The organism is Arthrobacter sp. StoSoilB22 (genome assembly GCF_019977315.1).
Taxonomy (GTDB): Bacteria; Actinomycetota; Actinomycetes; order Actinomycetales; family Micrococcaceae; genus Arthrobacter.
The window spans coordinates 2,085,041-2,107,845 of record NZ_AP024652.1; the positions used below are offsets into that span (position 1 = coordinate 2,085,041).

Annotated in this window: 22 protein-coding genes; 5 read left to right on the top strand and 17 right to left on the bottom strand. The window is 61.7% G+C overall.

The features are described 5' to 3' along the window. Window positions 1–295: 295 nt before the first annotated feature. The 3 genes from LDN70_RS09790 to LDN70_RS09800 all read right to left on the bottom strand — a co-directional run bounded on the left by LDN70_RS09790 (window position 296) and on the right by LDN70_RS09800 (window position 3,728). Window positions 296–1,666 (bottom strand): L-serine ammonia-lyase, encoded by a 1,371-nt coding sequence (locus tag LDN70_RS09790; protein ID WP_223942470.1) that lies wholly within the window; start codon window positions 1,664–1,666, stop codon window positions 296–298. 130 nt (window positions 1,667–1,796) lie between these two features. Further along, window positions 1,797–2,690, bottom strand: a complete 894-nt coding sequence (locus LDN70_RS09795; protein WP_223942471.1) for a LysR family transcriptional regulator — start codon at window positions 2,688–2,690, stop codon at window positions 1,797–1,799. Window positions 2,691–2,735: 45 nt separating this feature from the next. Next, a complete protein-coding gene (locus tag LDN70_RS09800; protein ID WP_223942472.1) occupies window positions 2,736–3,728 on the bottom strand; it encodes an Lrp/AsnC family transcriptional regulator in 993 nt (330 codons plus the stop codon). A gap of 114 nt (window positions 3,729–3,842) precedes the next feature. On the opposite strand from LDN70_RS09800, the gene LDN70_RS09805 reads away from it, so the two are divergent. Together LDN70_RS09805 and LDN70_RS09810 are read left to right on the top strand one after the other, a co-directional pair. After that, window positions 3,843–5,297, top strand: coding sequence for an MFS transporter (locus tag LDN70_RS09805; RefSeq protein WP_223942473.1), 1,455 nt, complete (start codon window positions 3,843–3,845; stop codon window positions 5,295–5,297). A 25-nt stretch (window positions 5,298–5,322) separates the two neighbouring features. Beyond that, window positions 5,323–6,552, top strand: coding sequence for an amidohydrolase (locus LDN70_RS09810; protein ID WP_223942474.1), 1,230 nt, complete (start codon window positions 5,323–5,325; stop codon window positions 6,550–6,552). 552 nt (window positions 6,553–7,104) lie between these two features. On the opposite strand, the gene LDN70_RS09815 is transcribed toward LDN70_RS09810, so the two are convergent. The 5 genes from LDN70_RS09815 to LDN70_RS09835 form a co-directional block, all read right to left on the bottom strand. Then, window positions 7,105–7,785, bottom strand: coding sequence for a hypothetical protein (locus LDN70_RS09815; RefSeq protein ID WP_223942475.1), 681 nt, complete (start codon window positions 7,783–7,785; stop codon window positions 7,105–7,107). A gap of 225 nt (window positions 7,786–8,010) precedes the next feature. Beyond that, entirely contained in the window at window positions 8,011–8,454 is a 444-nt protein-coding gene (locus LDN70_RS09820) for a hypothetical protein (RefSeq protein ID WP_223942476.1), read from the bottom strand. A 152-nt stretch (window positions 8,455–8,606) separates the two neighbouring features. Further along, on the bottom strand, window positions 8,607–9,179 hold the full coding sequence (locus tag LDN70_RS09825) for a flavin reductase family protein (protein WP_142939407.1): 573 nt from the start codon (window positions 9,177–9,179) through the stop codon (window positions 8,607–8,609). Window positions 9,180–9,181: 2 nt separating this feature from the next. After that, window positions 9,182–10,228 carry a methionine synthase gene (locus LDN70_RS09830; RefSeq protein ID WP_142939406.1) on the bottom strand — a complete coding sequence of 349 codons (1,047 nt, stop codon included), beginning with the start codon at window positions 10,226–10,228 and terminating at the stop codon, window positions 9,182–9,184. A 20-nt stretch (window positions 10,229–10,248) separates the two neighbouring features. Next, entirely contained in the window at window positions 10,249–11,241 is a 993-nt protein-coding gene (locus tag LDN70_RS09835) for a DUF1852 domain-containing protein (RefSeq protein WP_142939405.1), read from the bottom strand. Window positions 11,242–11,360: 119 nt separating this feature from the next. Between LDN70_RS09835 and LDN70_RS09840 the strand changes: the two genes are divergently transcribed. From LDN70_RS09840 to LDN70_RS09850, 3 genes are all read left to right on the top strand, one after another. Next, the gene (locus tag LDN70_RS09840) at window positions 11,361–12,302 is read left to right on the top strand and encodes a LysR family transcriptional regulator (RefSeq protein WP_223942477.1); all 942 of its coding nucleotides are present in this window, start codon (window positions 11,361–11,363) and stop codon (window positions 12,300–12,302) included. Between the two features lie 233 nt (window positions 12,303–12,535). Continuing rightward, complete coding sequence (gene ppsA / locus LDN70_RS09845; protein ID WP_223942478.1) at window positions 12,536–14,938, top strand: phosphoenolpyruvate synthase; 2,403 nt, start codon at window positions 12,536–12,538, stop codon at window positions 14,936–14,938. Beyond that, entirely contained in the window at window positions 14,939–15,787 is an 849-nt protein-coding gene (locus LDN70_RS09850; RefSeq protein WP_223942479.1) for a pyruvate, water dikinase regulatory protein, read from the top strand. It begins immediately after the preceding gene. Between the two features lie 14 nt (window positions 15,788–15,801). Here the strand turns inward: LDN70_RS09850 and LDN70_RS09855 are convergent, their stop codons facing one another. The 9 genes from LDN70_RS09855 to LDN70_RS09895 form a co-directional block, all read right to left on the bottom strand. Continuing rightward, entirely contained in the window at window positions 15,802–16,158 is a 357-nt protein-coding gene (locus LDN70_RS09855; RefSeq protein ID WP_223942480.1) for a DUF5655 domain-containing protein, read from the bottom strand. 8 nt (window positions 16,159–16,166) lie between these two features. Then, entirely contained in the window at window positions 16,167–17,333 is a 1,167-nt protein-coding gene (locus tag LDN70_RS09860) for an ABC transporter permease (RefSeq protein ID WP_223942481.1), read from the bottom strand. After that, on the bottom strand, window positions 17,330–18,484 hold the full coding sequence (locus LDN70_RS09865; protein WP_223942482.1) for an ABC transporter permease: 1,155 nt from the start codon (window positions 18,482–18,484) through the stop codon (window positions 17,330–17,332). The genes LDN70_RS09860 and LDN70_RS09865 overlap by 4 nt, the downstream gene beginning before the upstream one ends. Window positions 18,485–18,504: 20 nt before the next feature. Further along, window positions 18,505–19,461 (bottom strand): ABC transporter ATP-binding protein, encoded by a 957-nt coding sequence (locus LDN70_RS09870; RefSeq protein WP_223942483.1) that lies wholly within the window; start codon window positions 19,459–19,461, stop codon window positions 18,505–18,507. Between the two features lie 24 nt (window positions 19,462–19,485). Continuing rightward, the gene (locus tag LDN70_RS09875; protein WP_223942484.1) at window positions 19,486–19,956 is read right to left on the bottom strand and encodes a pyridoxamine 5'-phosphate oxidase family protein; all 471 of its coding nucleotides are present in this window, start codon (window positions 19,954–19,956) and stop codon (window positions 19,486–19,488) included. Between the two features lie 203 nt (window positions 19,957–20,159). Then, window positions 20,160–21,566: a DUF4389 domain-containing protein gene (locus LDN70_RS09880; RefSeq protein WP_223942485.1), complete on the bottom strand. Its 1,407-nt coding sequence runs from the start codon at window positions 21,564–21,566 to the stop codon at window positions 20,160–20,162. Then, complete coding sequence (locus LDN70_RS09885; RefSeq protein WP_142939395.1) at window positions 21,563–22,009, bottom strand: universal stress protein; 447 nt, start codon at window positions 22,007–22,009, stop codon at window positions 21,563–21,565. The genes LDN70_RS09880 and LDN70_RS09885 overlap by 4 nt, the downstream gene beginning before the upstream one ends. Next, entirely contained in the window at window positions 22,009–22,476 is a 468-nt protein-coding gene (locus tag LDN70_RS09890; protein WP_223942486.1) for a flavodoxin family protein, read from the bottom strand. Before LDN70_RS09890 ends, LDN70_RS09885 begins: the two co-directional genes overlap by 1 nt. After that, entirely contained in the window at window positions 22,473–22,802 is a 330-nt protein-coding gene (locus tag LDN70_RS09895) for a DUF3040 domain-containing protein (RefSeq protein WP_223942487.1), read from the bottom strand. The genes LDN70_RS09890 and LDN70_RS09895 overlap by 4 nt, the downstream gene beginning before the upstream one ends. Window positions 22,803–22,805: the final 3 nt, after the last annotated feature.

Here is a 22,805-nt window from a genome sequence, read left to right on the forward strand (position 1 = left end):
CTGAGATCGGTTGCTGAGATCGGTTGCACTAAATTTAGGGCCGCGGGATGGCTCTGTCAAGGAAAGATTCGATATGGATCTGGAACGGACTACCCCGGCTCAATCTGGGCTGCCGTTACCCATGGCACGGGACGTCACCTTCCTGATCAACACCGTTGGCATCAGGATTGAATAGGGCGCCTTGCCGACGTGCAGAAGTTCCAGCCGGAAGTGCCGTCACCCATGGTGAGCATCGGGGCTCTGACCTGGGATCCTCCGCCTGCCGTCGATCCGTCAGGGGAGGCCACTGCGGGCCTTAGCAAGCGATCACGTTAACGGCGAGGCCGCCGCGGGACGTTTCTTTGTACTTGCTTTTCATGTCTGCTCCTGTCTCGCGCATCGTCTTGATGGCGGTGTCAAGCGAGACGTGGTGGACGCCGTCTCCGCGCAGGCTGATCCGGGCAGCGTTGATGGCTTTGTTGCTGGCCATGGCGTTGCGTTCGATGCACGGGATCTGGACCAGGCCACCAACGGGGTCGCAGGTCAGCCCGAGGTTGTGCTCGATTCCAATCTCGGCGGCGTTCTCCACCTGCTGGGGTGTGCCGCCCAGGATTTCGCACAGTGCGCCCGCTGCCATGGAACAGGCTGAGCCGACTTCCCCTTGGCAGCCCACTTCGGCGCCGGAGATGGAGGCGTTCTGTTTAAACAGGACACCTATGGCAGCTGCGGTGAGGAGGAATCGGATCACTGCTTCTTCCTTGGCTCCGGGTGTGAACATCATGTAGTAGTGCAGCACCGCTGGAATGATTCCGGCAGCGCCGTTGGTGGGGGCGGTGACGACGCGCCCACCCGTGGCGTTCTCTTCGTTCACCGCCAGGGCAAACAGGTTCACCCAGTCCACTGCACGCAAGGGATCGCTGGTGTCGTCTTTCGCTTGCAAGTCCGCCAGCAGCCGGGGCGCACGACGGCGGACCATCAGGTTCCCGGGCAGGTGTTCTTCCGTTCGGCTACAGCCGCGTGACACGCACTCTTTCATGGTTTCCCAGATGTGCATCAACTGCGCGCGGGTTTCCTCCTCGCTGCGCCAAGCGCTTTCGTTGGCGAGCATGATCTCGCTGATGGAAAGGTCTTCACGGTCGCAGTGGGCCAACAGTTCCTTGGCGTTGGAGAACGGGTAGGGGAGTTGTATCGTCTCGGGATGCGAGTTCCCAACGTCATTCTCGTCAACGACGAATCCGCCGCCCACGGAGTAGTAAACGCGTTCGCTCAGCAGTGTTCCCTGGTTGTCGGAAGCCTGGAACCGCATTCCGTTGGGATGCGCCGGCAATGACTTGCGCAGGTGGAGCACCACGTCCTTGGTTCTGTTGAACGTGATCACTCGGCGCCCTGCAAACAGTATCTTCCCGGCCTCAGTAGCTTCGTTCACCACATTGTCTGCCGTCGTCGTGTCGACGGTTTCCGGCGACTCGCCCATGAATCCCAGGATGACCGCCTTGTCCGAGCCGTGCCCGCGCCCGGTAGCCCCCAAGGAACCGAACAGTCCGGCGTGAACGCGGTCAACGGCGTCGAACTTTCCTTCCCTCTCCAGTTCTTCGACGAACGAGCGGGCGGCGCGCATCGGCCCCACAGTGTGGGACGACGAGGGGCCGATTCCGATTGAGAAAAGGTCAAGGGCACTTAAAGCCATGGCATACCTCCGGAGCAGGTTTGGTGTGGGTCTGCTACCAGCTTGGGTGCGAATGCGGTCAGCGTCTATCGGAAACTTTTGAACAAAACGTCAAGCACAACTTAACAATTTGCCTAATCGCCGAGGCGCGTCAAGCTTTCGGGCGGGCGTCGGTCGCTTTCCGCAGCTCGTCGACGACGGCGGCTACCGCCGGCGATTCCCGGCTGGCCGCCCGGTGCAAGACAATGATGTTGCGGCCGCAGCTTGGATGCACGCGACGCACCACCAGGTCGTCCGTTTCCCGGCCGAGGTTCAATTCACTCATCAGTGCGACGCCGAGGCCGCCACGCACCAATCCCAGGGTTGCCATCAGGTTCCGACAGTGAGCTACGACGTTTGGCTCGAATCCGGCGTCGCGGCAGGTTCGAAGAACGAATTGCTCAAAAACGCTGCCTTCCTGGTCAAGGATCCAGCGTTCATCGGCGTAATCGGCCAGTGTCGCTGCCTCCGGCGCCTCCCGATCCTGGGGCAGGCAGAGGATAATTTCATCGCGGCCCAGCACAGTCTTCACGAGCCCCTCATCCTGGATGTTGTGCAGGTCATCGACCACTGCGACATCGATGTGCCCTTCCCTCAACTCGGCCACACTCTCGAACGGCTCGAGGTCGGACACGGTAACGTCGAGACGCGGGTAGCTGGCCTGAAGGGACATGACGGCGGCAGGCAGCACCGTGCTGCAAAAACTGGGGAAGGCGCTGATGGCGAGGTGTCCGCGGACATCTGTTTGAAGCTTCTTTAAGTTTGCCTCGGCCGCCTCAACTTCCGCCGCAATCCGGCCAAAATGCTTCACCAACATGACCCCGGCTTCCGTCAGCCGCACCTTACGGCCGGCGCGGATCAGGAGCGCCAGTCCGGCCTCCCGTTCCAGCACGGCCAACTGCTGGCTGACCGCCGACGTTGTCATATGGAGCTTGGCGGCAACGGCCGTCATGGTTCCCTCAACCTCAAGGGTTTTGAGGATTTGCAAGCGTCGGATATCGAGCACGGGACCTCCCGGAGTTTAGGACCACTTAACTGTAGAGCCGATACACTAGCTGCTTTCCGAGGACGGGTGGACGAATCCCCGCGTCGCGGCCCCTTGTTCATCAATGAGCCGGCCGAGGTGCTTGCTCATCCTGAATACCACGCTGCGGTCAACGATGCGGGCGCTCGGCACAGCAGCTTCCATGGCAGCCTCGAAGCGCAAGACATCGGACATTTCCTTCAGCCAGACCGCCACCACCAAGTTGTACTGGCTCGCGACGGCCAGCGCCGTTCGGGCTTCAGGAATCTTAGCCATAAGCCCTTTCATCTGCTGAACGTGCTTGGCGGCGGTTTGCATGAAGTACCAGGCGTAGACAGGCCAACCCGTGACCGTGCGTGCGACGTCCGTGCGTATCCGCAGCATGCCATCGGCGCGCATGCGGGCCAGCCCATCCGCGACGCGCTGTTCGCTGAGTCCATGTTCTGTGGCAATCCGGCTGACGGGGCGTCGCCCATCTTCGGCCAGGCAATGGCGTAGCGCTGCCTCGACGTCCGGGTGCACGGTCCGAGGCGCTCTTGCCCGTGGTGGGCGGGGGCGGGGGACCCTTGCTGCCTCTTGCGGTGTGAGGGCGCGGAGTCTCCAGTCGGAGGCCTCCATGACTACTTCGGTAACGAGATGCGTCTGGGTGTTCCTGACGCCTTCCAAGCCTCCGATGCGGTTGGTGACTGAGTCCCAGATGGAGAGTGGGGTGTCGGCGAGGACCGTGGCCAACAGATCCCGTCCGCCGGAGGTGTGGTCGAGGGTCAGCACTTCCGGGATCTGTGCCAATTGGCGGGCCACTTCGCCGGTTTGCTGGGGTTTGCACGTGATGTCCACCAGTGCCGATGCTCCGCCGGGGAAGATTCCGGTGACCCATGCGAGCCCGCGTTCCCTCAGGGAGTCCCAGCGTCTGGCGAGCGTTACGGCGTCGACTCCGATCACGGGCGCCAGTTCACTCCATGGCGCCCGGCCTTCGATCTGAAGAGCATGGATGAGACGCTCCTCGAGGGGATCAAGCATGTTTTCCGGCATAGACAACAGAATATCCACGAAAAGCTGCAATTTCATCAAGTGGAAACACGGAACTTCCATGATGTTGTGATCCCGTTCACTTCTCATCACATCGGAGCGCACATGCGTACAACAGCGCAGAAATCCACCACCGCGGCAGGAGCCGTCGGTTTCCTGGTGGTCATGGAGCTTGGCAGTGGCATTCTTCAGGGCTGGCTGAATCCTCTGTTCTCTTCCATTGGTGAACACCACAGAGTCTCGGCAGCATCGCTGAATTGGATCAGCGCCGCCTACTTGCTGGCGACAGTGTTGGTGGTCCCTTTGCTGTCCAAGCTCGGTGATATCCACGGCCACAAGCGGATACTCATGATCTCCACGGCTATTGTTGCCGCGGCTTCCGTTTTGGTTGCCTTCGCCCCAAACTACGAACTGTTCCTTCTGGGGCGTGCTATCCAAGCACCGCTGGCCGTTTTCCTCCCCTTGGAATTCGCCATCGTCCATCAACGCGACTCTGAACGCTCCGGGCGAAGCATCGGCAGGCTCGTGGCCGCGCTGACCCTCGGCGCAACCATCGGCGGTTTCCTGGCCGGATTTGTCCTCGACGCGACGGACAGCCTCTCCATCACTCTGCTGATGCCAGCGATCTTCATGGCCCTGTGCGTCCCCGGCATCGCGTTCTTCGTCAAGGAAAGCCCGCTGCGGAGCAAAGGCCGCGTGGATTATCTCGGTGCTGCACTGCTTGGCGGTGGCTTGGCTGCTCTCCTGGGAGGCGCTTCAAATCTCTCAACGTGGCCCCCGATGAACACGGCCCTCGCGATGGCGGTCGGCATCGCCCTCCTCGCCGGCTGGGTGGTGTCAGCCCGCAGGACAGAACACCCGCTGGTAGACCTCACCATGCTCCTTCGTGGCGGCATTGGTCTCCCGATTGTCGTCGCCTTCCTTTATGGCGCGCAACTGTTCGGCGCGCAAGCACCCATCTCCGTCTACCTGCGCTCCGATCCGGCCACGCTGGGATTCGGCTTCGGTGCTGCGGCATCTGCCGCGGGAACAATGCTCAGCATCATGGCGCTTGCAGCCTTCCTGGGTGCCTCATTCAGCGACCGGGCATCCCGCCTGATCGGCGGCCCACGGAGTGTCGCGCTTGGGGGAGGGCTCAGCGCCATCGCATATGTCCTGATGATCCTTGCGCCGGGTACCTTGGTGACCTTCGCGGTATGGCTCGTCATGGCCGGGCTCGGCTCCGGGCTGGTCAGCGGTACGCTCCCCACATTGGTGGTCCAGCGCGCAGCAACCGATTCAGTAGGTATCGCCTCGGGACTATACAACACGGCCCGCACCGCCGCCGGAGGAGTCGCCGGAGCACTTTTCGCGCTGCTGATGGCAGCACTCACCACACCAACTGCAGCCGGAACGCGGGCGGCCACCGAACTCTCCTTCCACGCCGTTTGGTGGATCTGCGCTGGAGTCTGCGTCCTCTTCGCCGTGGCCGTTCTGTTCATCCGCCAAGCCCCGACCACACCGGTCGAATCAACCACATCGTCATCGAATGCCGACGACGTCCTCGAACCTGCCAACTAATTCACCTCGACACGAAGGATCAACAATGACCGTTTCCATCGACACCACCTCCCAGGAGACCCTGCGCGACACCGTACGCGAGTCCGCTGCCGCCGTCGGGCCTTCCATCCTTGAACTTAGCCACAAGGTCCATGCACTGGCAGAGATCTCCTGGGAAGAACATGAGTCAGCAGCGGCCGTGGCCGCTGTCCTCCGCGACGGCGGCTTCGGGGTGACCGAACGCGCCTATGATGTTCCGACGGCGATCGAGGCCGTCTACGGCACCGGCGAACTGACCGTGGTCATCTGTGCCGAATACGATGCCCTCCCCGAAGTCGGCCATGCGTGCGGGCACAACATGATCGCAGCAGCCGGCGTCGGCGCTGCGCTGGCCCTTAAGCCCGTGGCCGACGCCGCCGGACTGCGGATCAAACTCCTCGGCACTCCCGCTGAGGAACACGGCGGCGGAAAAGTCTCGCTGCTTCAGGCCGGAGCGTGGGAGGACGCCGCGTTCTCCCTCATGGTGCATGGCATGACGGGCACTGAGCGGAGCGCGGCGGCCATCGGCATGGCCGCCGTCGAGCGCTTCGAGGTGCAGTTCAAAGGCAGCGAAGCCCACGCAGCCGGAGCCCCGGACAAGGCCATCAACGCAGGCGCGGCGGCGAGTCTGGCGCTGATGAACATGGCCGTCCTACGGCAGCACCTGCCGGAGAACGCAAACACCAACGCGTTCATCTCGCACGGCGGCGGCGCCACCAACGTCATCGCCGGCGACTCCACCGTCCAGGTGGAAGTCCGCGCGGGAGACGTGGATGTGTGGCGGGACCTCAAGCGGCGCGTCCTCGCGTGCTTCGAAGGTGCAGCCATCGCCACCGGCTGCACATGGACGCACCGGCAGACCGAACACCCCTACGCCCCGCTCAATACCCACGTCGGGCTGGGCAAAGCATGGGACGCCAACATGGAAACCGTCGGAAGGCCCGTGGACACGACGCCCATCTTCGGGGGCGGTTCCTCCGACATGGGCAACGTTTCCCAGGTAGTCCCGTCCGTGCACGGCATGGTGGTGGTCCGCAACAGCGCCGCGGTCCCGCACCACCCGGACTTCACCGCCGCCGCCATCTCACCCGAGGCGGACGAAGCCATCCTCGACGGCGCCACCGTCCTGGCACTCACGGTTCTGGATGCGGCTCTGGACACCTCACTCCGGGCAGAACTGCTGGAACTCCAGGATGCGCGGGTCCCCGGGGCCACGAGAGTGACGCTGGAAGCCTGATTTCCGAAGGCTGACCGGTGGCGTCTCTTAGTCGAAACGCTAAGGGGCGCCACCTCGTCGCGGTCGGGCCGTGCTCAGCGCAACGGAGGGGCGGCTTCGTTTGACGCAAGATGTACGAAGTTGCCGCGCCCTGCTACCAGACCCCGGGCTAATCGGATGTAAATGAGCAGTGGGGACAATCTCCACACTTTCCGCCACGGGCTGGCCCGTTCTTCCGCCGGACTGGCCCGGATTCCGCATGTTTCCGGCACTTCCCAGCGTTTCCAAGCCCCGGAATTCCGTTCGAGTCCCACCTCGGGCACGTGTTTTCCCTGCTCAGGGCCTTGTTGGCTGCGGAGTGTGGACGGATTATTCACTGAGAGGGCCCCTTAGGGGCCCTCTTTCGGTTCCGGGTGCTAAGTTTTCGTGGGCTGGTTGGGTCCCGTGGTTTTGCTTCTTCAAGGAGGGATCAAGTCTGAACCACATGACATCTGCCCGTAGTCCGTGATGTGGGTTGCCAACTGCCATGGCGAGGGGCCCCAGGTACTGAGCGAGCACTTGGCCGCCCGACGACTAGGCTAATGTTCCGGCGCTTTCGTGTGGGGTATCGCCCAGAGGGCGGGAGGGTGGTCGCTGGGCTGGTAATCCCGGAGTGGTGAGGTAAACCGCTGTGGTGTCAGTGAGGTGGAAGGTTACGTCTTGGTTGAAGCGTCGCAGTGCGCCGTGCAGTCGCTGAACAGCCAAACATGTGGTCGCGGGTTGCTGATTATTGCTTTGCGCGTCGACGCGGATGGAACCGGTATGAGCGGTCTCTTGTCCGCTGGCTGAAGAGATGTGTAGGAAATCCTGCTCTAGGCGCACTCTCACGATTCCGTTTTGATATCCGGTTCGCGAGGACTCGGCTAGGCGTTTTGCCTCGGAGAGGTAAGAGAGGACTTCCTTGCTCTTGAACGTCGCCGACGCGGTGATATTGCAGTCGGCAGGATTATGGGTTGCTTTCCAGGGAGCGATCTCGCTTGTCCAAGCGGCCCAGTGGCTTCCACCAATCATGACGAGCTTCTTGCCTGTCGGCGTTGTTGTTTCACCGAGGTGGATTTCGCCGCTGCTGATCGCTCGGGCGACGTCCTGAAGCCAGCGGTTATTCAGCGAGCTGGTGAAGGGTGAGTCGTGGCGGGCGAGGACGGCGGACTGGGCGTAGGAGTACTGGTCGATGGCGTCCAGGATGAGGCAGTCATCCACAGTTCGGATAGCCACTTGATTTGGTTCCCGGGGGTCCGGACCGGTCGTGTTGCTCCCAGCAGAAGCTGATGCGAAAGGCACCGCTTGCTTGAAGGCTGCAACTGAATGCACCCTCACCGAGGCATCCGCTCGCGGGGGGGATCTCAGGTTCGTCAATGGTGCGGGGCGGCATTGCAGCCAGGTGGGACCGTCCACCAACGCTGATGCGTGCTCGCATTTCTCCGTCACGCTCGATCGTTGCTATTGCGGATGCACGCGCGGCCGGAGGCAGCCCTTTCCGAAATGCATCGACAATCTGCCAGAACTCGCGTGAGTCATGACAGCAGTTCCTGGGACGTCAACGGTTGCTTCAAGGTCGCAGGTGGCTGCGGTGAAGTCGTTGCTTGAACACATTCTTACGCCGTCTTGAAGGTGTTGCAGCCAGATGCCGCCTTTGATGGCGCCTGTGTAGTAGGAGTAGTCCGCCCCCGTCCTGACCAGATCGAGTGCCGAGACGAGTCGCATCAAGGGGATATGAAATCTGAACGGCTCGGCTGGTTTTGGATCGATCGTCGGGCTGAGGCGGTCGGTCCAGCCCGGCCATGTCAGCCCCGCGTCCCGAAGTGCTTGAATGACCAAGCGATACTGTTCATCTGAGAGCTCGTCAAGCAGCCGCTTGAATTCCCACTTCTTTATCGTTGGCACAGTGCTATCGTCCCTCGTCGCATGAGTGCAGAACAGGGTTGCAACCGAGCCGGTACGGTGCCGTTATGACGCTAAAGAGGCCGACGGCGGGAGGTACCGTCCCGCCGTCGTCCTCGTTCAACTTAATGCGCGCCACATGGTTGGCGCGGCGCTCAGCCGTCGTGCCTGGAGTGCTCGCCCAGACGGTGCCATGTGCGGTTGTGGTAGACCAGAGCGTCGCCGGGTTCGCCCGCTTGGACTTCACGCATCACGCGGGACTCCAGGGCATGAACGGCGATGATGGTGGAGGTCCCCACCTCCATGCGATTGATGACGGCGCAGCGCACCCAGGCGCGGACATCGTCATACACCGCCTCGCCGGTTGCAAGGGTCGACCAGCGGTGCGTCTGGTCAAAGCGGTCGACGCCGGGGGTCGCTCCGAACTTGGCCAAGTCGACGTCGTGCGCGTCCAGCAGGTGCACGACGACGGTTTCGGCGCGTGAAAGCGCCTCGGATGCAGAGGACAGTGCCGAGACCGAGAAGATCAGTAACGGAGGTGCCGCGCTGACTGACACCACCGACGATACTGTCAGTGCCACGGGTCCTTCGCCGGCATCGGCCGTGATGACGGCGACACCTCCCGGGTGGCCACGGAACAGGGCTTTGAAGTCGTCGGCCGAGAGGGAGGACGGGAAGCTTTGCGCCGGAGCCTGGACCCAAGTGTCTGGGGGGTAGGCGTGAAACATGGTTATGACACCTGGGGGGCGGAACGTGTGAGCTCCTCGCGAACGATGTTCGTTCCTGCGCTGAGGGCGCTCAGTTTGGCCAGTGAGACGTCGCGGGGGAACGGTGCCATGCCGCAGTTGGAGCTGGGGATGAGCTTGTCCGCATCGACGAACTGCAGGGCTTTGCGGAGGGTGTCGGCCACCTCCTCCGGCGTTTCAATGGTCTCGCTTGCGACGTCGATTGCCCCGAGCATGACTTTCTTGCCGCGGAGGAGCTCGATGAGGTCCATGGGCACGTGGGAGTTCTGGGATTCCAGCGAGATGATGTCGATGCTTGAGCTCTGAAGCAGCGGGAATGTTTCCTCGTACTGCCGCCACTGTGAGCCGAGCGTCGCCTTCCAGTCAGTGTTCGCCTTGATCCCGTAGCCGTAGCAGATATGCACGGCGGTCTCCGCGCGCAGTCCTTCTGCCGCTCTCTCGAGCGCAGCCACGCCCCAGTCTTTGACCTCGTCAAGGAAGACGTTGAACGCGGGTTCGTCGAACTGGATGATGTCCACCCCGGCCGCCTCCAGTTCTTTCGCCTCCTGGTTCAGGATCGTGGCGAACTCCCAGGCCAGCTTCTCGCGGCTCTTGTAGTGGTCATCGAAAAGAGTGTCCACCATGGTCATTGGACCGGGGAGGGTCCACTTGATCGGCTTGTCGGTGGTTGCGCGGAGGAACTTCGCGTCGTCGACGAATACCGGCCGCTCGCGGCGCACGGGTCCGACGACGGTCGGCACACTCGCGTCGTAGCGGTCACGGATGCGCACGGTCTTGCGCTGTTCAAAGTCGACCCCGCTGAGGTGTTCGATGAAGGTGGTGACGAAGTGCTGGCGGGTTTGCTCGCCGTCGCTGACGATGTCGATGCCGCGTCGGGTTTGTTCGTGGATGGCAATGCGCAGCGCATCCTGCTTGCCCTCGAGCAGCGTATCTCCGTCCAGCTTCCACGGAGACCACAGAGTCTCCGGCTGTGCGAGCCATGATGGTTTCGGCAGGCTTCCCACAAGGGTTGTGGGCAAAAGTGTGTTCATGATTGGCGATTCTCCGTGGGTCAGTTGACGAGGGCGGGGTATTTTGCGGTCCACTGGTCCAATAGATCCTTGTGGGGCGTGATGAAGTGTTCCTCCGTGTACTTCGCCTGGGTGATCGCGAGCTGACTGCGCTCGACGCGGTCGTAGGCGATCTGGGTCCGCGAGTAATCCTGTTCGCCCAGGCTGGGCTGATATACGACGGCGGCGGCGGAGTTCGCGTTGTAAATCTCCGGGCGGTAGATCTTCTGGAACGTCTCCATGGTGCTGATGGTGCCGATCAGCTGCAGGTTGGAGTAGTCGTTGAGAAGGTCGCCGCGGAAATAGAAGGCGAGCGGCGCAACGCTGCCGCGTGGCATGAAGTAGCGAACCTGCAGTCCCATCTTCGCGAAGTACGCGTCCGTCAGCGAGAACTCGTCCTGCTGGTACTCAACGCCCAGGACGGGGTGACGGTTCTCGGTTCGCCGGTACGTCTTGCTGGTGGAGACGCTGATGCACACCACTGGCGGTTGCGGGAAGCGCTCCTGGCATGCCGGGGAATCGAGGAACTGCTGGAAGAGTTTGCCGTGAAGATCGCCGAAGTCCCCGGGGACGGTGGGCTTGCCTGCCTCGGCTGCTGCCGCTGGCAGTACAACGCTGAAGTCGAAGTCACGGACGTAGGAGGAGAAGTTGTTCCCGACGATCCCTTGGTGGCGGACCCCGTTCAGTTGGTCGACGATCTGGATGTCGAGAACCTCGAACAGCGGGAACTGCTGATCCGTACCTTCCGCCGTGAATTCTATCTGCACGGAAACGATCTGAAGCTCCAGCGTGTAACGGTCCCGGTCCGGGTTGTCCCAGCTTGCGAGGTCGTTGAAGCGGCGCCGAATCATGGTCAAGGCGTTGCGGAGGTTCTCCTGGCGGTGCTCGCCCCGTGCCAGGTTGGCGAAATTCGTCGTAATCCGCGAGCCTTCGGACGGTGAGTAGTCCTCGTCGAAGGGAGTCGTGGTGATGCTGAAGGTGAAGTCGTCTGCCATGTGCTGCCAATCCGTTGATGGCCGGAGACGGCCTTTCAGAAGGTGATGTATCCATGGTGCAATCATCCCGAGGGTATCGGGTAACTAGGCGTTACTATGCGTTCATATAGACTTTTCCTATGCCCCAACTCTCGAGCGGACTGACCCTGCAGCAACTCCGCTATTTCATTGAAGTTGCAGCCGAGGGTTCGATCTCCGCGGCTGCAGATCTTCTTTATGTAGCGCAGCCGACCATGTCAGCAGCGATGAAGGACCTCGAGGCCCGGGTGGGCCGTGAGCTCCTGGTCCGCTCCGCCCGCGGAGTCACGCTCACCGCCGACGGGGTGGAGTTCCTGGGCTACGCGAGGCAGGTGGTGGAGCAGTTCGCTCTCCTCGAGCAGCGCTACCTTGGTAGGCCACCGCGGCGACGTCTGCTCGGGGTGTCGACGCAGCACTACTCGTTCGCGGTGGACGCCTTCGTCCGGATGGTCAAGGCCTCCGATGTGGCTGAATACGAGTTTTCCCTGCGTGAGTCCCGTACCTGGGACATTATTGAGGATGTCCGGACGCTCCGCAGCGAGATAGGCATCCTCTACCGGAACGAATTCAACCGGAAGGTCATCGACAAGCTGCTCCGGGAATCCGGGCTCGCGTTCACACCGCTCTTTCTTGCCGATCCGCACATCTTCATTTCACGGAAAAACCCGCTGGCCTTAAAGAAGCGTGCGACTCTGGATGATCTCGCCGGTTTGCCGCGGCTGACCTTCGACCAAGGTGCGAACAACTCCTTCTATTTCGCCGAGGAGATTCTCTCCACCTTGTCCAGTAAGCAGGAGATCCGGGTCTCTGACCGTGCCACGATCTTCAACCTCATGATCGGGCTCCACGGCTACACGATCTCGACGGGCATCATCAGCGGGCAACTCGACCCGGAGATCGTCGCCATCCCGCTGGATGTTGACGAACGCATCGAGATCGGCTGGATCGGCCACGCTGCGATTCCTCTCACCGACCAAGCGCAGCATTACCTCAGGGAGTTGCGGGCCGTCGTCGCTGAGTTTGGCGTCGCGCTGATCGACTGACCGCTGTTGAGCGGGTGAGTCTTTGCCACTTAGCTCTTTGCCACTCAGTGACTGGACGTAGTTGTGGGAACCGGGGGTGCTGGTTTTGGCGTAGGGCGCGTTCAATGACCTTTCATTACATGCATTCTGTGTTGTCCTTGTCACATCCATTTGCAGGGTCGGTCATAAAGCAGCGAGCCTTTCCATATCGACATTCACGCAACGACGCGTGTGTCAACTAAGGAGCACGACCTATGACTGATGTTCTCTGGTTTTCTGAGCTTGGCCTGTCCGACCTCGACCAAGTCGGAGGCAAGAACGCATCCCTTGGCGAGATGGTACGCAACCTCGCTTCCGCCGGCGTCAAGGTTCCGGACGGTTTCGCTACGACGGCCGATGCGTATCGCCGGTTTCTGAGCGAATCAGGCCTGGATGCCCGCATCGAAAGCATCCTGGAGGGTCTTGACAGCGACGACGTCGTCGCGTTGGGGCGGGTAGGGCAGAAGATCCGCGACCTGATCCGGCAGACGCCTTTCCCTTCCGCTTTCGAGACGGGCATCCGCACCGCGTTTGATCGCTTGACCGCGGAGCACGGTGGGGATGTTTCGTGGGCGGTGCGCTCAAGTGCCACAGCCGAGGACTTGCCGGATGCATCGTTTGCCGGCCAGCAGGAGACCTTCCTCAATATCCGTGGCGTGGAGAATATCCTGGTCGCCATTAAGGACGTTTTCGCGTCGCTGTACAACGACCGGGCCATTGCCTACCGCGTCCACCACGGGTTCACCCACGCGGAGGTGGCACTCTCGGCCGGAATCCAGCGCATGATCCGCTCGGACATTGGCGCCTCGGGGGTGATGTTCACGATGGATACTGAGACAGGGTTCAACGACGCCGTCTTCATCACTTCCTCGTACGGACTTGGCGAAGCGGTGGTCCAGGGCGCGGTGAATCCTGATGAGTTCTATGTGTACAAGCCTGCCCTTGCGGCGGGTCGGCCGGCTGTGCTGAAGCGGGGCCTGGGGGAGAAGGCTGTGCAGATGGTCTACACCGACTCGGGGGAGGTCGGAAAGACTGTGGACTTTGTACCTGTGCTGCGGGATCTGCGGAGCCGCTTCAGCCTGACGGATGCCGAGGTGGAACTGTTGGCGAGCCACGCACTGGCCATTGAAGCGCATTATGGGCGTCCCATGGACATCGAGTGGGGCAAGGACGGAGCCGACGGGGAACTCTATATCCTTCAGGCCCGCCCGGAAACGGTGGAGTCCCGCAAGGCTGCCGGGACGACGTCCCGGTACACCCTCGCCGAACGCTCGACGGTTCTGGTGGAGGGCCGGGCCATTGGTCAGCGGATTGGTGCCGGCCAGGTCCGGGTACTGAGCTCGATTGATCAGATGGCATCTTTCCAGGAGGGCGACGTCCTGGTGGCGAACATGACTGACCCTGATTGGGAACCAATCATGAAGAAGGCTGCCGCGATTGTCACTGATCGTGGCGGGCGGACCTGCCATGCTGCCATCATCGCCCGTGAACTTGGCATCCCCGCCGTCGTGGGGACCGGTTACGCATCCCAGATCCTGAAGGACGGAACCCCGGTGACGGTATCCTGCGCCGAAGGCGAAGCCGGCTTGGTGTACGAAGGCCTGCTGGACTACACCCTGCATGAAACCAGCCTGGACACCATGCCCGAAGCGCCGGTGAAGATCATGATGAACGTCGGCACACCGGAGCAGGCCTTCAGCTTCGCCCGCCTCCCTCACCACGGGGTTGGATTGGCCCGGCTCGAATTCATCATCAACCGCCAGATCGGGATCCACCCGAACGCGCTATTGGCTGTTGCCGGAGAAATCGAGCGCCCGGCAACACTCGATGACTTCACGGTGCGCCAGATCCAGGAAAAGACGGTCGCATATGCCGGGCCCCGAGACTACTATGTGCAGCGCCTTGCCGAAGGCATCTCCACCATCGCGGCTGCCTTTGCTCCGGAACCGGTCATCATCCGGCTTTCCGACTTCAAGTCCAACGAGTACGCCAACCTCTTGGGCGGGCCGGCGTTCGAACCCGAAGAGGAAAATCCGATGATCGGGTACCGGGGCGCATCCCGGTACCTGTCCGAGTCCTTCCGGCAGGCTTTCGAACTCGAGTGCGAAGCCCTGAAATACGTCCGCAACGACATGGACCTGACCAACATCAAGCTCATGGTCCCGTTTGTGCGTACTTTGGACGAAGCCAGAGGTGTGACTGAGCTCCTCGCTGCCAACGGGCTCAGCCGGGGCGAGAACGGGCTGGAGATCGTGATGATGTGCGAACTTCCAGCCAATGCCCTTCTGGCCGATGAATTCCTGGAGTACTTCGACGGTTTCTCGATCGGTTCCAACGACCTGACCCAGCTCACACTCGGGCTGGACCGGGACTCCGCGCTGGTCGCTGAAGGCTTTGATGAGCGCAACCCCGCAGTCACCAAGCTTCTGGAAATGGCCATCACTGCCTGCCGCGCCCGGGGCAAATACGTTGGCATCTGCGGGCAGGGACCCAGCGACCACCCGGACTTCGCCGAGTGGCTGCTGGATCAGGGTATTAGCTCCATTTCGCTGAACCCCGACGCCGTTACCGAAACCTGGCTTCGCCTGGCACGAACCAGCAGCGAGACCTCCGTCTAAATGGAGGATCTGCAAAGAAACACCGTGGGGGAGGACCACGCGTCCAACCCCACGGTGTTCTTCCTCTCGGACAGCACCGGCATCACCGCCGAAACACTGGGAAACACGCTATTGAGCCAGTTCCCGGGCCAGCGGCTGGAGCGAAAAACCATCCCGTTCATCACCACCGTCGAGCAGGCGCGCGAGGTGGTGGCAACGATCGACAGGATGGCCGGCTCGGGGCCTCGGCCGATCATCTTTTCAACGGCGGTTGGCCAGGACATCCGTGCCGTGCTGGCCCAAAGCCGGGGCCTCTTCTTCGATCTGTTCGGCACACACATCGGCCAACTCGAGACGGCACTGGGCGCGTCCGCGAGCGGACAGCCCGGACAGGCCCACGGGCTCGGTGACGCGGTGCGGTACCAGTCCCGCATGGCAGCTGTTGAGTACGCAATAGAGCACGACGACGGTCAGTCGCTTCGGGCGCTCGAACGCGCCGAACTGATACTCATCGCCCCGTCGCGGTGCGGTAAAACTCCCACCACCATGTACCTGGCCCTCCAGCACGGCATCCTCGCCGCGAACTTCCCCCTGGTGGAGGAAGACTTCGACACCATGACCCTCCCGAAACCGTTGCTGCCTTTCGCGAGCAAATGTTTCGGGCTGACCTCACAGCCCGTCCGCCTCAGCCAGATCCGGCAGGAACGCCGCCCGGGCAGCAACTACGCCTCACTGAATCAGTGCGCCTTTGAGCTGCGCAATGCCGAGGACATGTACCAGGCCAACAACATCCCTTACGTCAACTCCGCGTCCATGTCCGTGGAAGAAATATCAGCCACCGTCCTTCAGCGCATGCAGTTGCATCACTGAGTGGCGTTACTGCGCTATGCCGCCTCAAAGGCCTCCCTGATCCACTGCCTCACCTCGGCATCAACCATGCTTGGATCGTGGAGTTCCAAGTGATGCATCCACACGGAAGGAGCGGGATGAACGATTTCTTTGAACCGTGGGGAGCCGAGCTCGTAGGGCAAAGCCAACGACAACACCGCCGGTACCCTCGAATGGACGTACTTGTCAGGCCGCCACAAGGAGGCGAATCCACGATGCCGCCGAAGGGCGATCTGGCTCTTGGATACGTTGACCCGAAAATCACCGAGTCCACCCACAACGGCAAGGACGGCCCGGCAGATGGCGAGGCCTTGAGGAGATCCATCAAAAAACGACTCTGCGTCCGTGGGCAAAACTGGTCTCATAGCGCCCTTTGGAGGCTGCGTCGTAGGAGCCACGCGCCAAACATAAGGAAAATAGCGGCCATCGCTGCCAGGATGCCGAGAGCGGGAAGGATGTCCGTGAAGGAAGCGTCCCGCCGTTGGATGGCGGCCAAGGCGTCGTAGGCCCACCGATGTGGAGTCAGCCACGAGATGCTCTGAAGGGGTTCGGCGAAGAACTCGGGTGGCACCATGCAGCCTCCCAGGCCAGCCAGCACGAGACCTGCACCTATTCCGATACCTGTTGCGGCGCCGTCGTGATCCAACAGTGAGCCGATGATCATGGCGGCTGCCGCGGCGACGGCGCTGAAGGCTATCAAGACCATTGCCGTGAGCCAGAGGTTGCCCCAATCAACGCCGAAGAGCAGGGCCGTACCTACCAGGATGTACGCACCTTGGACTGATGCAATCCCGAATCTTCCCACTGCCTGCCCGGCAATCGTTTGGCCGCTGGATACGGGTGCTGACATGGTACGCGGGATGACGCCGTAACGGCGGGCCTGGATCAGCGTGGCGGCACCGGTCAGGGAACTGAGGAAGATGAACAGCAGCAGCTGCTGCACCGCTCCGAGTTCGAAAACCCCAAGTCCACGGAACTCCTGCGCGGTGTTGTCGGTGTCGAGGATCTCTACGCGGGGTGGCTGGAAAGCTTCCTGCGCCTGCGCCACGGCAGCCTCCGCTGCCTCGGCCGGCAGTCCGGCCTGCTCCAAAGCTGCGAGCTGGCTGTGCCGCATGCTGATGGCGCCCAGGGAACCCCTGACTTCCTGTAGTGCTGCTTGGGCTGATGCTTGCGACGCAGTGAGAATCTGCAGCTCCGCACGGCGTCCGTCGTCGAACGCGGCGGCGGCTTCGTCGCGGATGACGAGCCCGACGTCGGCCCTTCCGCGCGCCAGCTGTTCGTGCATCACTTGGGCGGTGACAGATTCCACCTGCAGGCCGTCGGCTTCCAATTGTTCCGTCACAACGGACTCAAGCGCCGTCCCGGATCCACCAGTGAGGCTAACCCGGGTTTCCGCGCGGCTCGAACCGAACTGGGTGCCCAATAACAGAATCAGCAGGAGCGGGAAGGTAAAGACGAAAAAGATGTTGGAGCGGTCCCGCAGGAAGCGCCGCACCTCCACGCCGGCGATGGCCAGGATCGCTTTCATGCCTTGGCTCCGCGGTCCGGCAGGAAGAGGGAGACCATGACGCAAATAACCGCGAATCCCCACATCGTCACCAAAGGCACGGCGATTTCTGCGACGCCGCCGCCACCGGCAGAGATTCCGAGGCCCCGGATGAATGCACCCACCGGGTTCAAATCCATCAGGACCGCCATGAAACCTGACGCTTGGATGGGGAAGAAGGCGCCTCCCGCGATACCCAGCACCATGGCAACAATGGATTGCGCCACATTGGCCTGTTCTGCTGTCCGAACCATTTTGGCCACGACAAAGGTTAGGCTGGTGGCCGCCGCCGCTGCCCCGAGGACTAACAAGCCCACAACGGCCGGGGAGCCGAAGTTAACGCCGAAGAGGAGCGTGCCGCTGGCAAGCAGCACGCCACTTGCGACGACTCCCAACGAGAAACCGACAAGAGCTTTGGCGGCGACGACGGTCCACTGCGGTGCGGCGGTGGATCTGATCCTGGCGAGTGTTCCCTGTTCCTTTTCCGCCAGTAGTCCTAGGACCCCGAACCCCACCGTGAACAATAGAAACAAGCCCGTTTGACCGGCCACCAAGCCGGCCCGAAGCGACAACTGCCCGGCTGGCGCGATTCCTTCCGTGACATGGAGGATCGGGTCGCCGGTCACCGCGATTCGTCCAATGCCTGCCGCAGCATCAGGGGGGACTCCACCCAGTCTCGCCGCTGCCTCCGTTACCGACGCAGCGGTGAACTGGTCCACGATTCCGGTCACGATTGAGATCAAAACACTCGTCTCGAGGACGGACCCGCTGCCTTCGATAAGTTGCAGGGCGGACGGTTGCCCGGTAGCCAAGGCTGAACTGAAGCCGGCCGGGATGACGATGCCCAAGGCGGCACCGGTAGTGCGGGTTTCCGGGCCCACGGCCTCCGATGACACCTGACGTACGGTGACCTTCATGGATTCGACTGAAGCCAGCGATTCGAGCAACGCAGCACCGAGTGGGCCGGAGTCTTCGACGCTTGCTATGACAGTGGCTGGTTGCAGGTCGACGCTGCCGGTACCCAGTCGACCGAAAGCCAAGCTCAGCACGCCCATCAATGCCAAGGGGACGATCAGCGAAAAGATGAGCACCGACTTGTCCCTCAGCCGTTGACGTAGATCATTGCCGACCATGGTCCATAGTGCTCGCACGGTCAGTCCCTGAGCGCTTTGCCGGTCAAATGCAGGAAAACCGATTCGAGGTCCGGACGTGTCACGGATACCGATGCCAGGGTCATTCCTGATCGGGCTGCGGTAGTTACTATGCCTGCGAGGAGAGCTGCACCGTCCGTGACGGTGAGTATCAGTTCGGTTCCTCCGTAATCAGTGACGCGGTGAACACCGTCGAGCGACGTCAGTGCTTGAGCTGCTGCCGTGGTCCGGCCGGTCCCCATGAGAGTAATCCGGTCCACTCCGCCGGTGAGCGTGATGAGCTCGTCCCTGGTTCCTTCAGCCTGGACCTGGCCTTGGTCCAAGATGGCAATCCTGTCACATAGGCGCTCTGCTTCTTCCATGTAATGGGTGGTGTAGAGGACCGCGGTGCCCTCCGTTGAGAGGTTTCCCACCGCTTCAAGAATTGAGTTGCGTGACTGTGGGTCAACTCCCACCGTCGGTTCGTCAAGGATCAGCAGACCGGGGCGGTGGAGCAAACCGATACCAATATTCAGACGACGCTTCATGCCACCGGAGTACTTTTTGGTTTGTTCGCCGGCACGCTCAGTCAGGCCAAGGAGATCCAAAACCGTGTCCACTCTGGAGGACAACTCCTTACGGCCAAGACCCTGGAGCCGGCCGAAGAAATTCAGGTTCTCGCGTGCCGTCAGATCCGGATAGATAGCGAGCTCTTGGGGGACCAGCCCCAGGTTGCGTTTCGCGGCGACACTCCCTGGGTCCATCCTGATACCGGCCACATCAACTGATCCGGAATCGGCAGGGATCAGACCGGCAACCATGTTGATGATGGTGGTCTTCCCGGCACCGTTCGGGCCAAGGAGGCCGTAAGTCTCACCGGGGCCGATGGCGAAGGAGACGTCGTCGACGGCGGTCAGGTCACCGAATTTCTTGACGAGCCGGTCTGCTGACAAGACTGTTCCGGTGCGAGGCGGTGCCACCTGATTCTTCAAGGGCGCACCGCGCTATTCCAAGCCGGCCCGTGGTGCGTCGTTGAGTGGAGTTTGAAGCGACATCGGCGCTGAAAGGTCGAATCGTCTCCCGGTTACCGAGGCCGGAACAATTCTGAAGAGGTGGTCCTGACCCACTCCCTGCCACGGGAAAAGGGCGCGCCTGATCTCATCAAGTCGAGGGCCTTCGGACCCTGCATCCTCAGCTGTGCCCTTCACCACCACACTCCACGCAATTCCGAATTCGGCACTGACGGAGTCTGCCTCCATGGCTACCACGGCGTCATCCTCCATGGCCCACTGCTTGGTTCCCGGTCCGGTCCTGAAAACCACCGTGTTGTTTTCTACGGCGAAGTTCACGGGAAAGATATCCGGGTGGCCGTCGACGATCACAGAAAGCCGCCCGACGTTGGCCTCACTTAGGAGCCTCCAACAATCGTCCCATTCAAGTACTTCTGCCTCAGGCACTAGGTTTTTGTCGGTCATGGGGAGATCCTAGGCCCGGCGCCAGGCCCCCAACAGGGCACAAAGGCCCGAGTGATCCCGGAACGTCTGCGGCCGTCCTCGCGGCGGCTATTAGCGAAAGCCGTACAGCGGACACCGCCTTGGCTGCAAAACCGCGACGGCGACCACTCGCCGTCGTGCGTTTCCTCGCGACGCCGGTGCTACCGCGGCGATGCGGCCGCCAATCACGGCAGGTCGGCCCTTCCGTCAGCATTCGGGGGCTGCAGTGGCTCGGGATCGTAGGCACCCTGGTCCAGGCGGAAGTGCGGATACTCGTCGCGCAGGAGGGCTCCGTAGATGAGCACACGGTAGACCCAGCGGTTGATGCCCATGGTAAGGCCGAACAGGGGGCGCGGATAGCTGCCGGTGAACAGCAGGATTACCAAGGCGATGAGCACCAGCAGACTCAGCAAGGACAGTCCTCCGCCGCGATCATTGATCACGCCGGCGGGGCCGTCCTCGGTCCTCCAAGCCCACGTCCCCGTTCCCGTGAACGCCCCCACGATCAGTAGGTGCGGTATGAGCAGCAACCAGGACTTGACAAGTACCAGGCCCCGGGAGAGGCGCGCCGGATAATCCACCTCCAAATTCGCCGGGTAGTTCGTCCTGGAGAGGCTGAACGGGGGATAGCGATCGGTTCCACCTACGCCGTAGGCATAGAAGGCCACACGCCAGTTCCATCGGAGGACGCCGACGTTGAAGTGAAAGAGGGATAGCGGGTAGCGGCCCGTGAAGAGGATGGCGAACCAGGCAATGATGCTGGTGACAGCGAACGCGAACCAAAGGAAAAACAGCACAAAGAAATGGGGGATGGCGAGGAACCATTTCACCAGCCACATCCATGGAGACAGGGCGGGGTCCAACTGTCCGGTGAACTGAAGCGGTGAGTTCATGGCGCTCGCCGGTGCAGAGTCTGGTGCTGCCGCAGATCTCGAGGGGGGCTGGCCCGGCGATCCGCCGCCACGGCCCAGACCTACGGCGCCCAACACCAACAGCGGCACGCCGACCAGGATGGCCAGGATGCCAGCGAACAGCAGGCCCATTGCTGCGGGTTTGATGAGGTCGGAACGGAAGCCGGCTTGCAGGTCCGCGGATACCCCGAGGCTGGCGTCGGCTTTCATCACCACCACCGTCCAATTGCCGGGGGCTATGTTCCACGTGAGCTGTTGCTCACCCGGGCCGGAAGCCGATGCTGCCCAGAACTGCTGGGCACCGGGTACTGCGGGAGTGGATGAGCCTGGGACTTCCCTGTAAACAGGCCGGAAAGGCTGGAATTTCACGTCACGCAACTCGGTGCGGTGTACCCCTTCAAGGTACGCGCCCACGTCGGTTTGGGGTGCAATGCCGATGAACACTTCGCGGCTTGCCTCCGTCGCGGTGGCCCGGAGCCTGAGGGTTCCGACGTCAAAGGGAAGCCTTTGGGGCGTACCCTCGCCCACGGCATCGAGTTGGGGGGAGACCAATGCTCGTGACGAAACCGTGTACCGCTCTGTTGGGGAGGTGAAGAAGGCTTCGTCGTCTTGGGCAGAAGCGAGCCATGCTGCCGGTCGCCTGGAGCTGCCGGGATGGACATCTGCCCAATAGTCACTCAAGAGCCCTTTTCGGGGGAGTGAACCACCAGGACAGGGCAGTGCGCGTGCGCAACGCAAGCCGAACTGACCGAGCCCAGGAGAAGTCCCCCAAAACCACCGTGACCGCGCCTGCCTACTACAAGAAGCGACGCATGCTTGCTGCCTTCAACCAGCCCGGCACGGGGTGAACTTTGAACAAGTCGGGAACTGACGTTCCGGGGCTTTTCAGCACCAAACGCCTCCAACACTGCCTTGTTGAGTCGATCCTCCGCATCATGGGCGAATCCATCAATTCCCAGCGCAAGATATCCTTCGTATCCCAGCGGCATCTCCCAGCAACCCCACGCTTCAAGCGGTGCGTCAAGAGCCAGGGCAATGCGCTGTCCTTGGCGTAGCGCTTCCACCGAGGCTTGGGATCCGTCGACGCCTACAATGATCTTGCTCGGGTCAAGCCAGCTTGCCATCACGCGCTCCTCTGGCTTCCATGGGCTTTGGCAACTGCCAGGAGTTCTTTACCCCACGCCGTTGCCCGGGACGTCTCTCCATCAAGCAGGGGCCCTTCGGTTCCCTTGACGTAGAAGGCCATTGGTTTGGCAATAATGCTGGCTCCGGCGTCATGCAGGGTTTTGGTGATCTTCTTGGCCGCATCCCCATGGATGAACAACTTGACCCTCGAATCAAAGCCGACAGCAACCACTCCTGAGAGTCCATGTTTACCAAGACGGGATAGAGCCTCGGTGGTCTTCTGAGTTGGGCGCCACCCGTTGATGGGGCTTCCCACCACCAAAAGGTCCTCTGAGGAGATATCTTCGGGTCGAAGCTGTCCGACGGGGAACACTTTCGCGTTGAGTGAGCTGAGGCCTGCTGCAATGGCCTCAGCGATCGCCTTGGTGTTGCCAAAGCCGGAATCGTAAACGACGAGTGCTTTCATGACTGTTCCTTGTTCTTCTCGTGGGTGTGTGTTCGGGGGCGGGGCTTCCCGCGAAGAGGGCGGTCACCTATGAAAACGGTCGCCCAGTACGTTCCTGCACCCATGACAAGGAAGCCCAGCACTCCCAGTGCCAGACTGCCGAGTGGGAAACTCACCAGCAGGAGTCCGAGCCCCGCAAGCGCAGCGAGGAAGCCTCGCTTTATGCCCTTCCATCGGCGTCGGTTCAGATCATCCACGCTCATCAGTGCTGCCAGCCTGGGGTCCTCCTCCTGAAGGGCCTGCGATATTTTCTGTAGTTCGAGCCGCTCGAACTCCGAAAGTGCCATGGT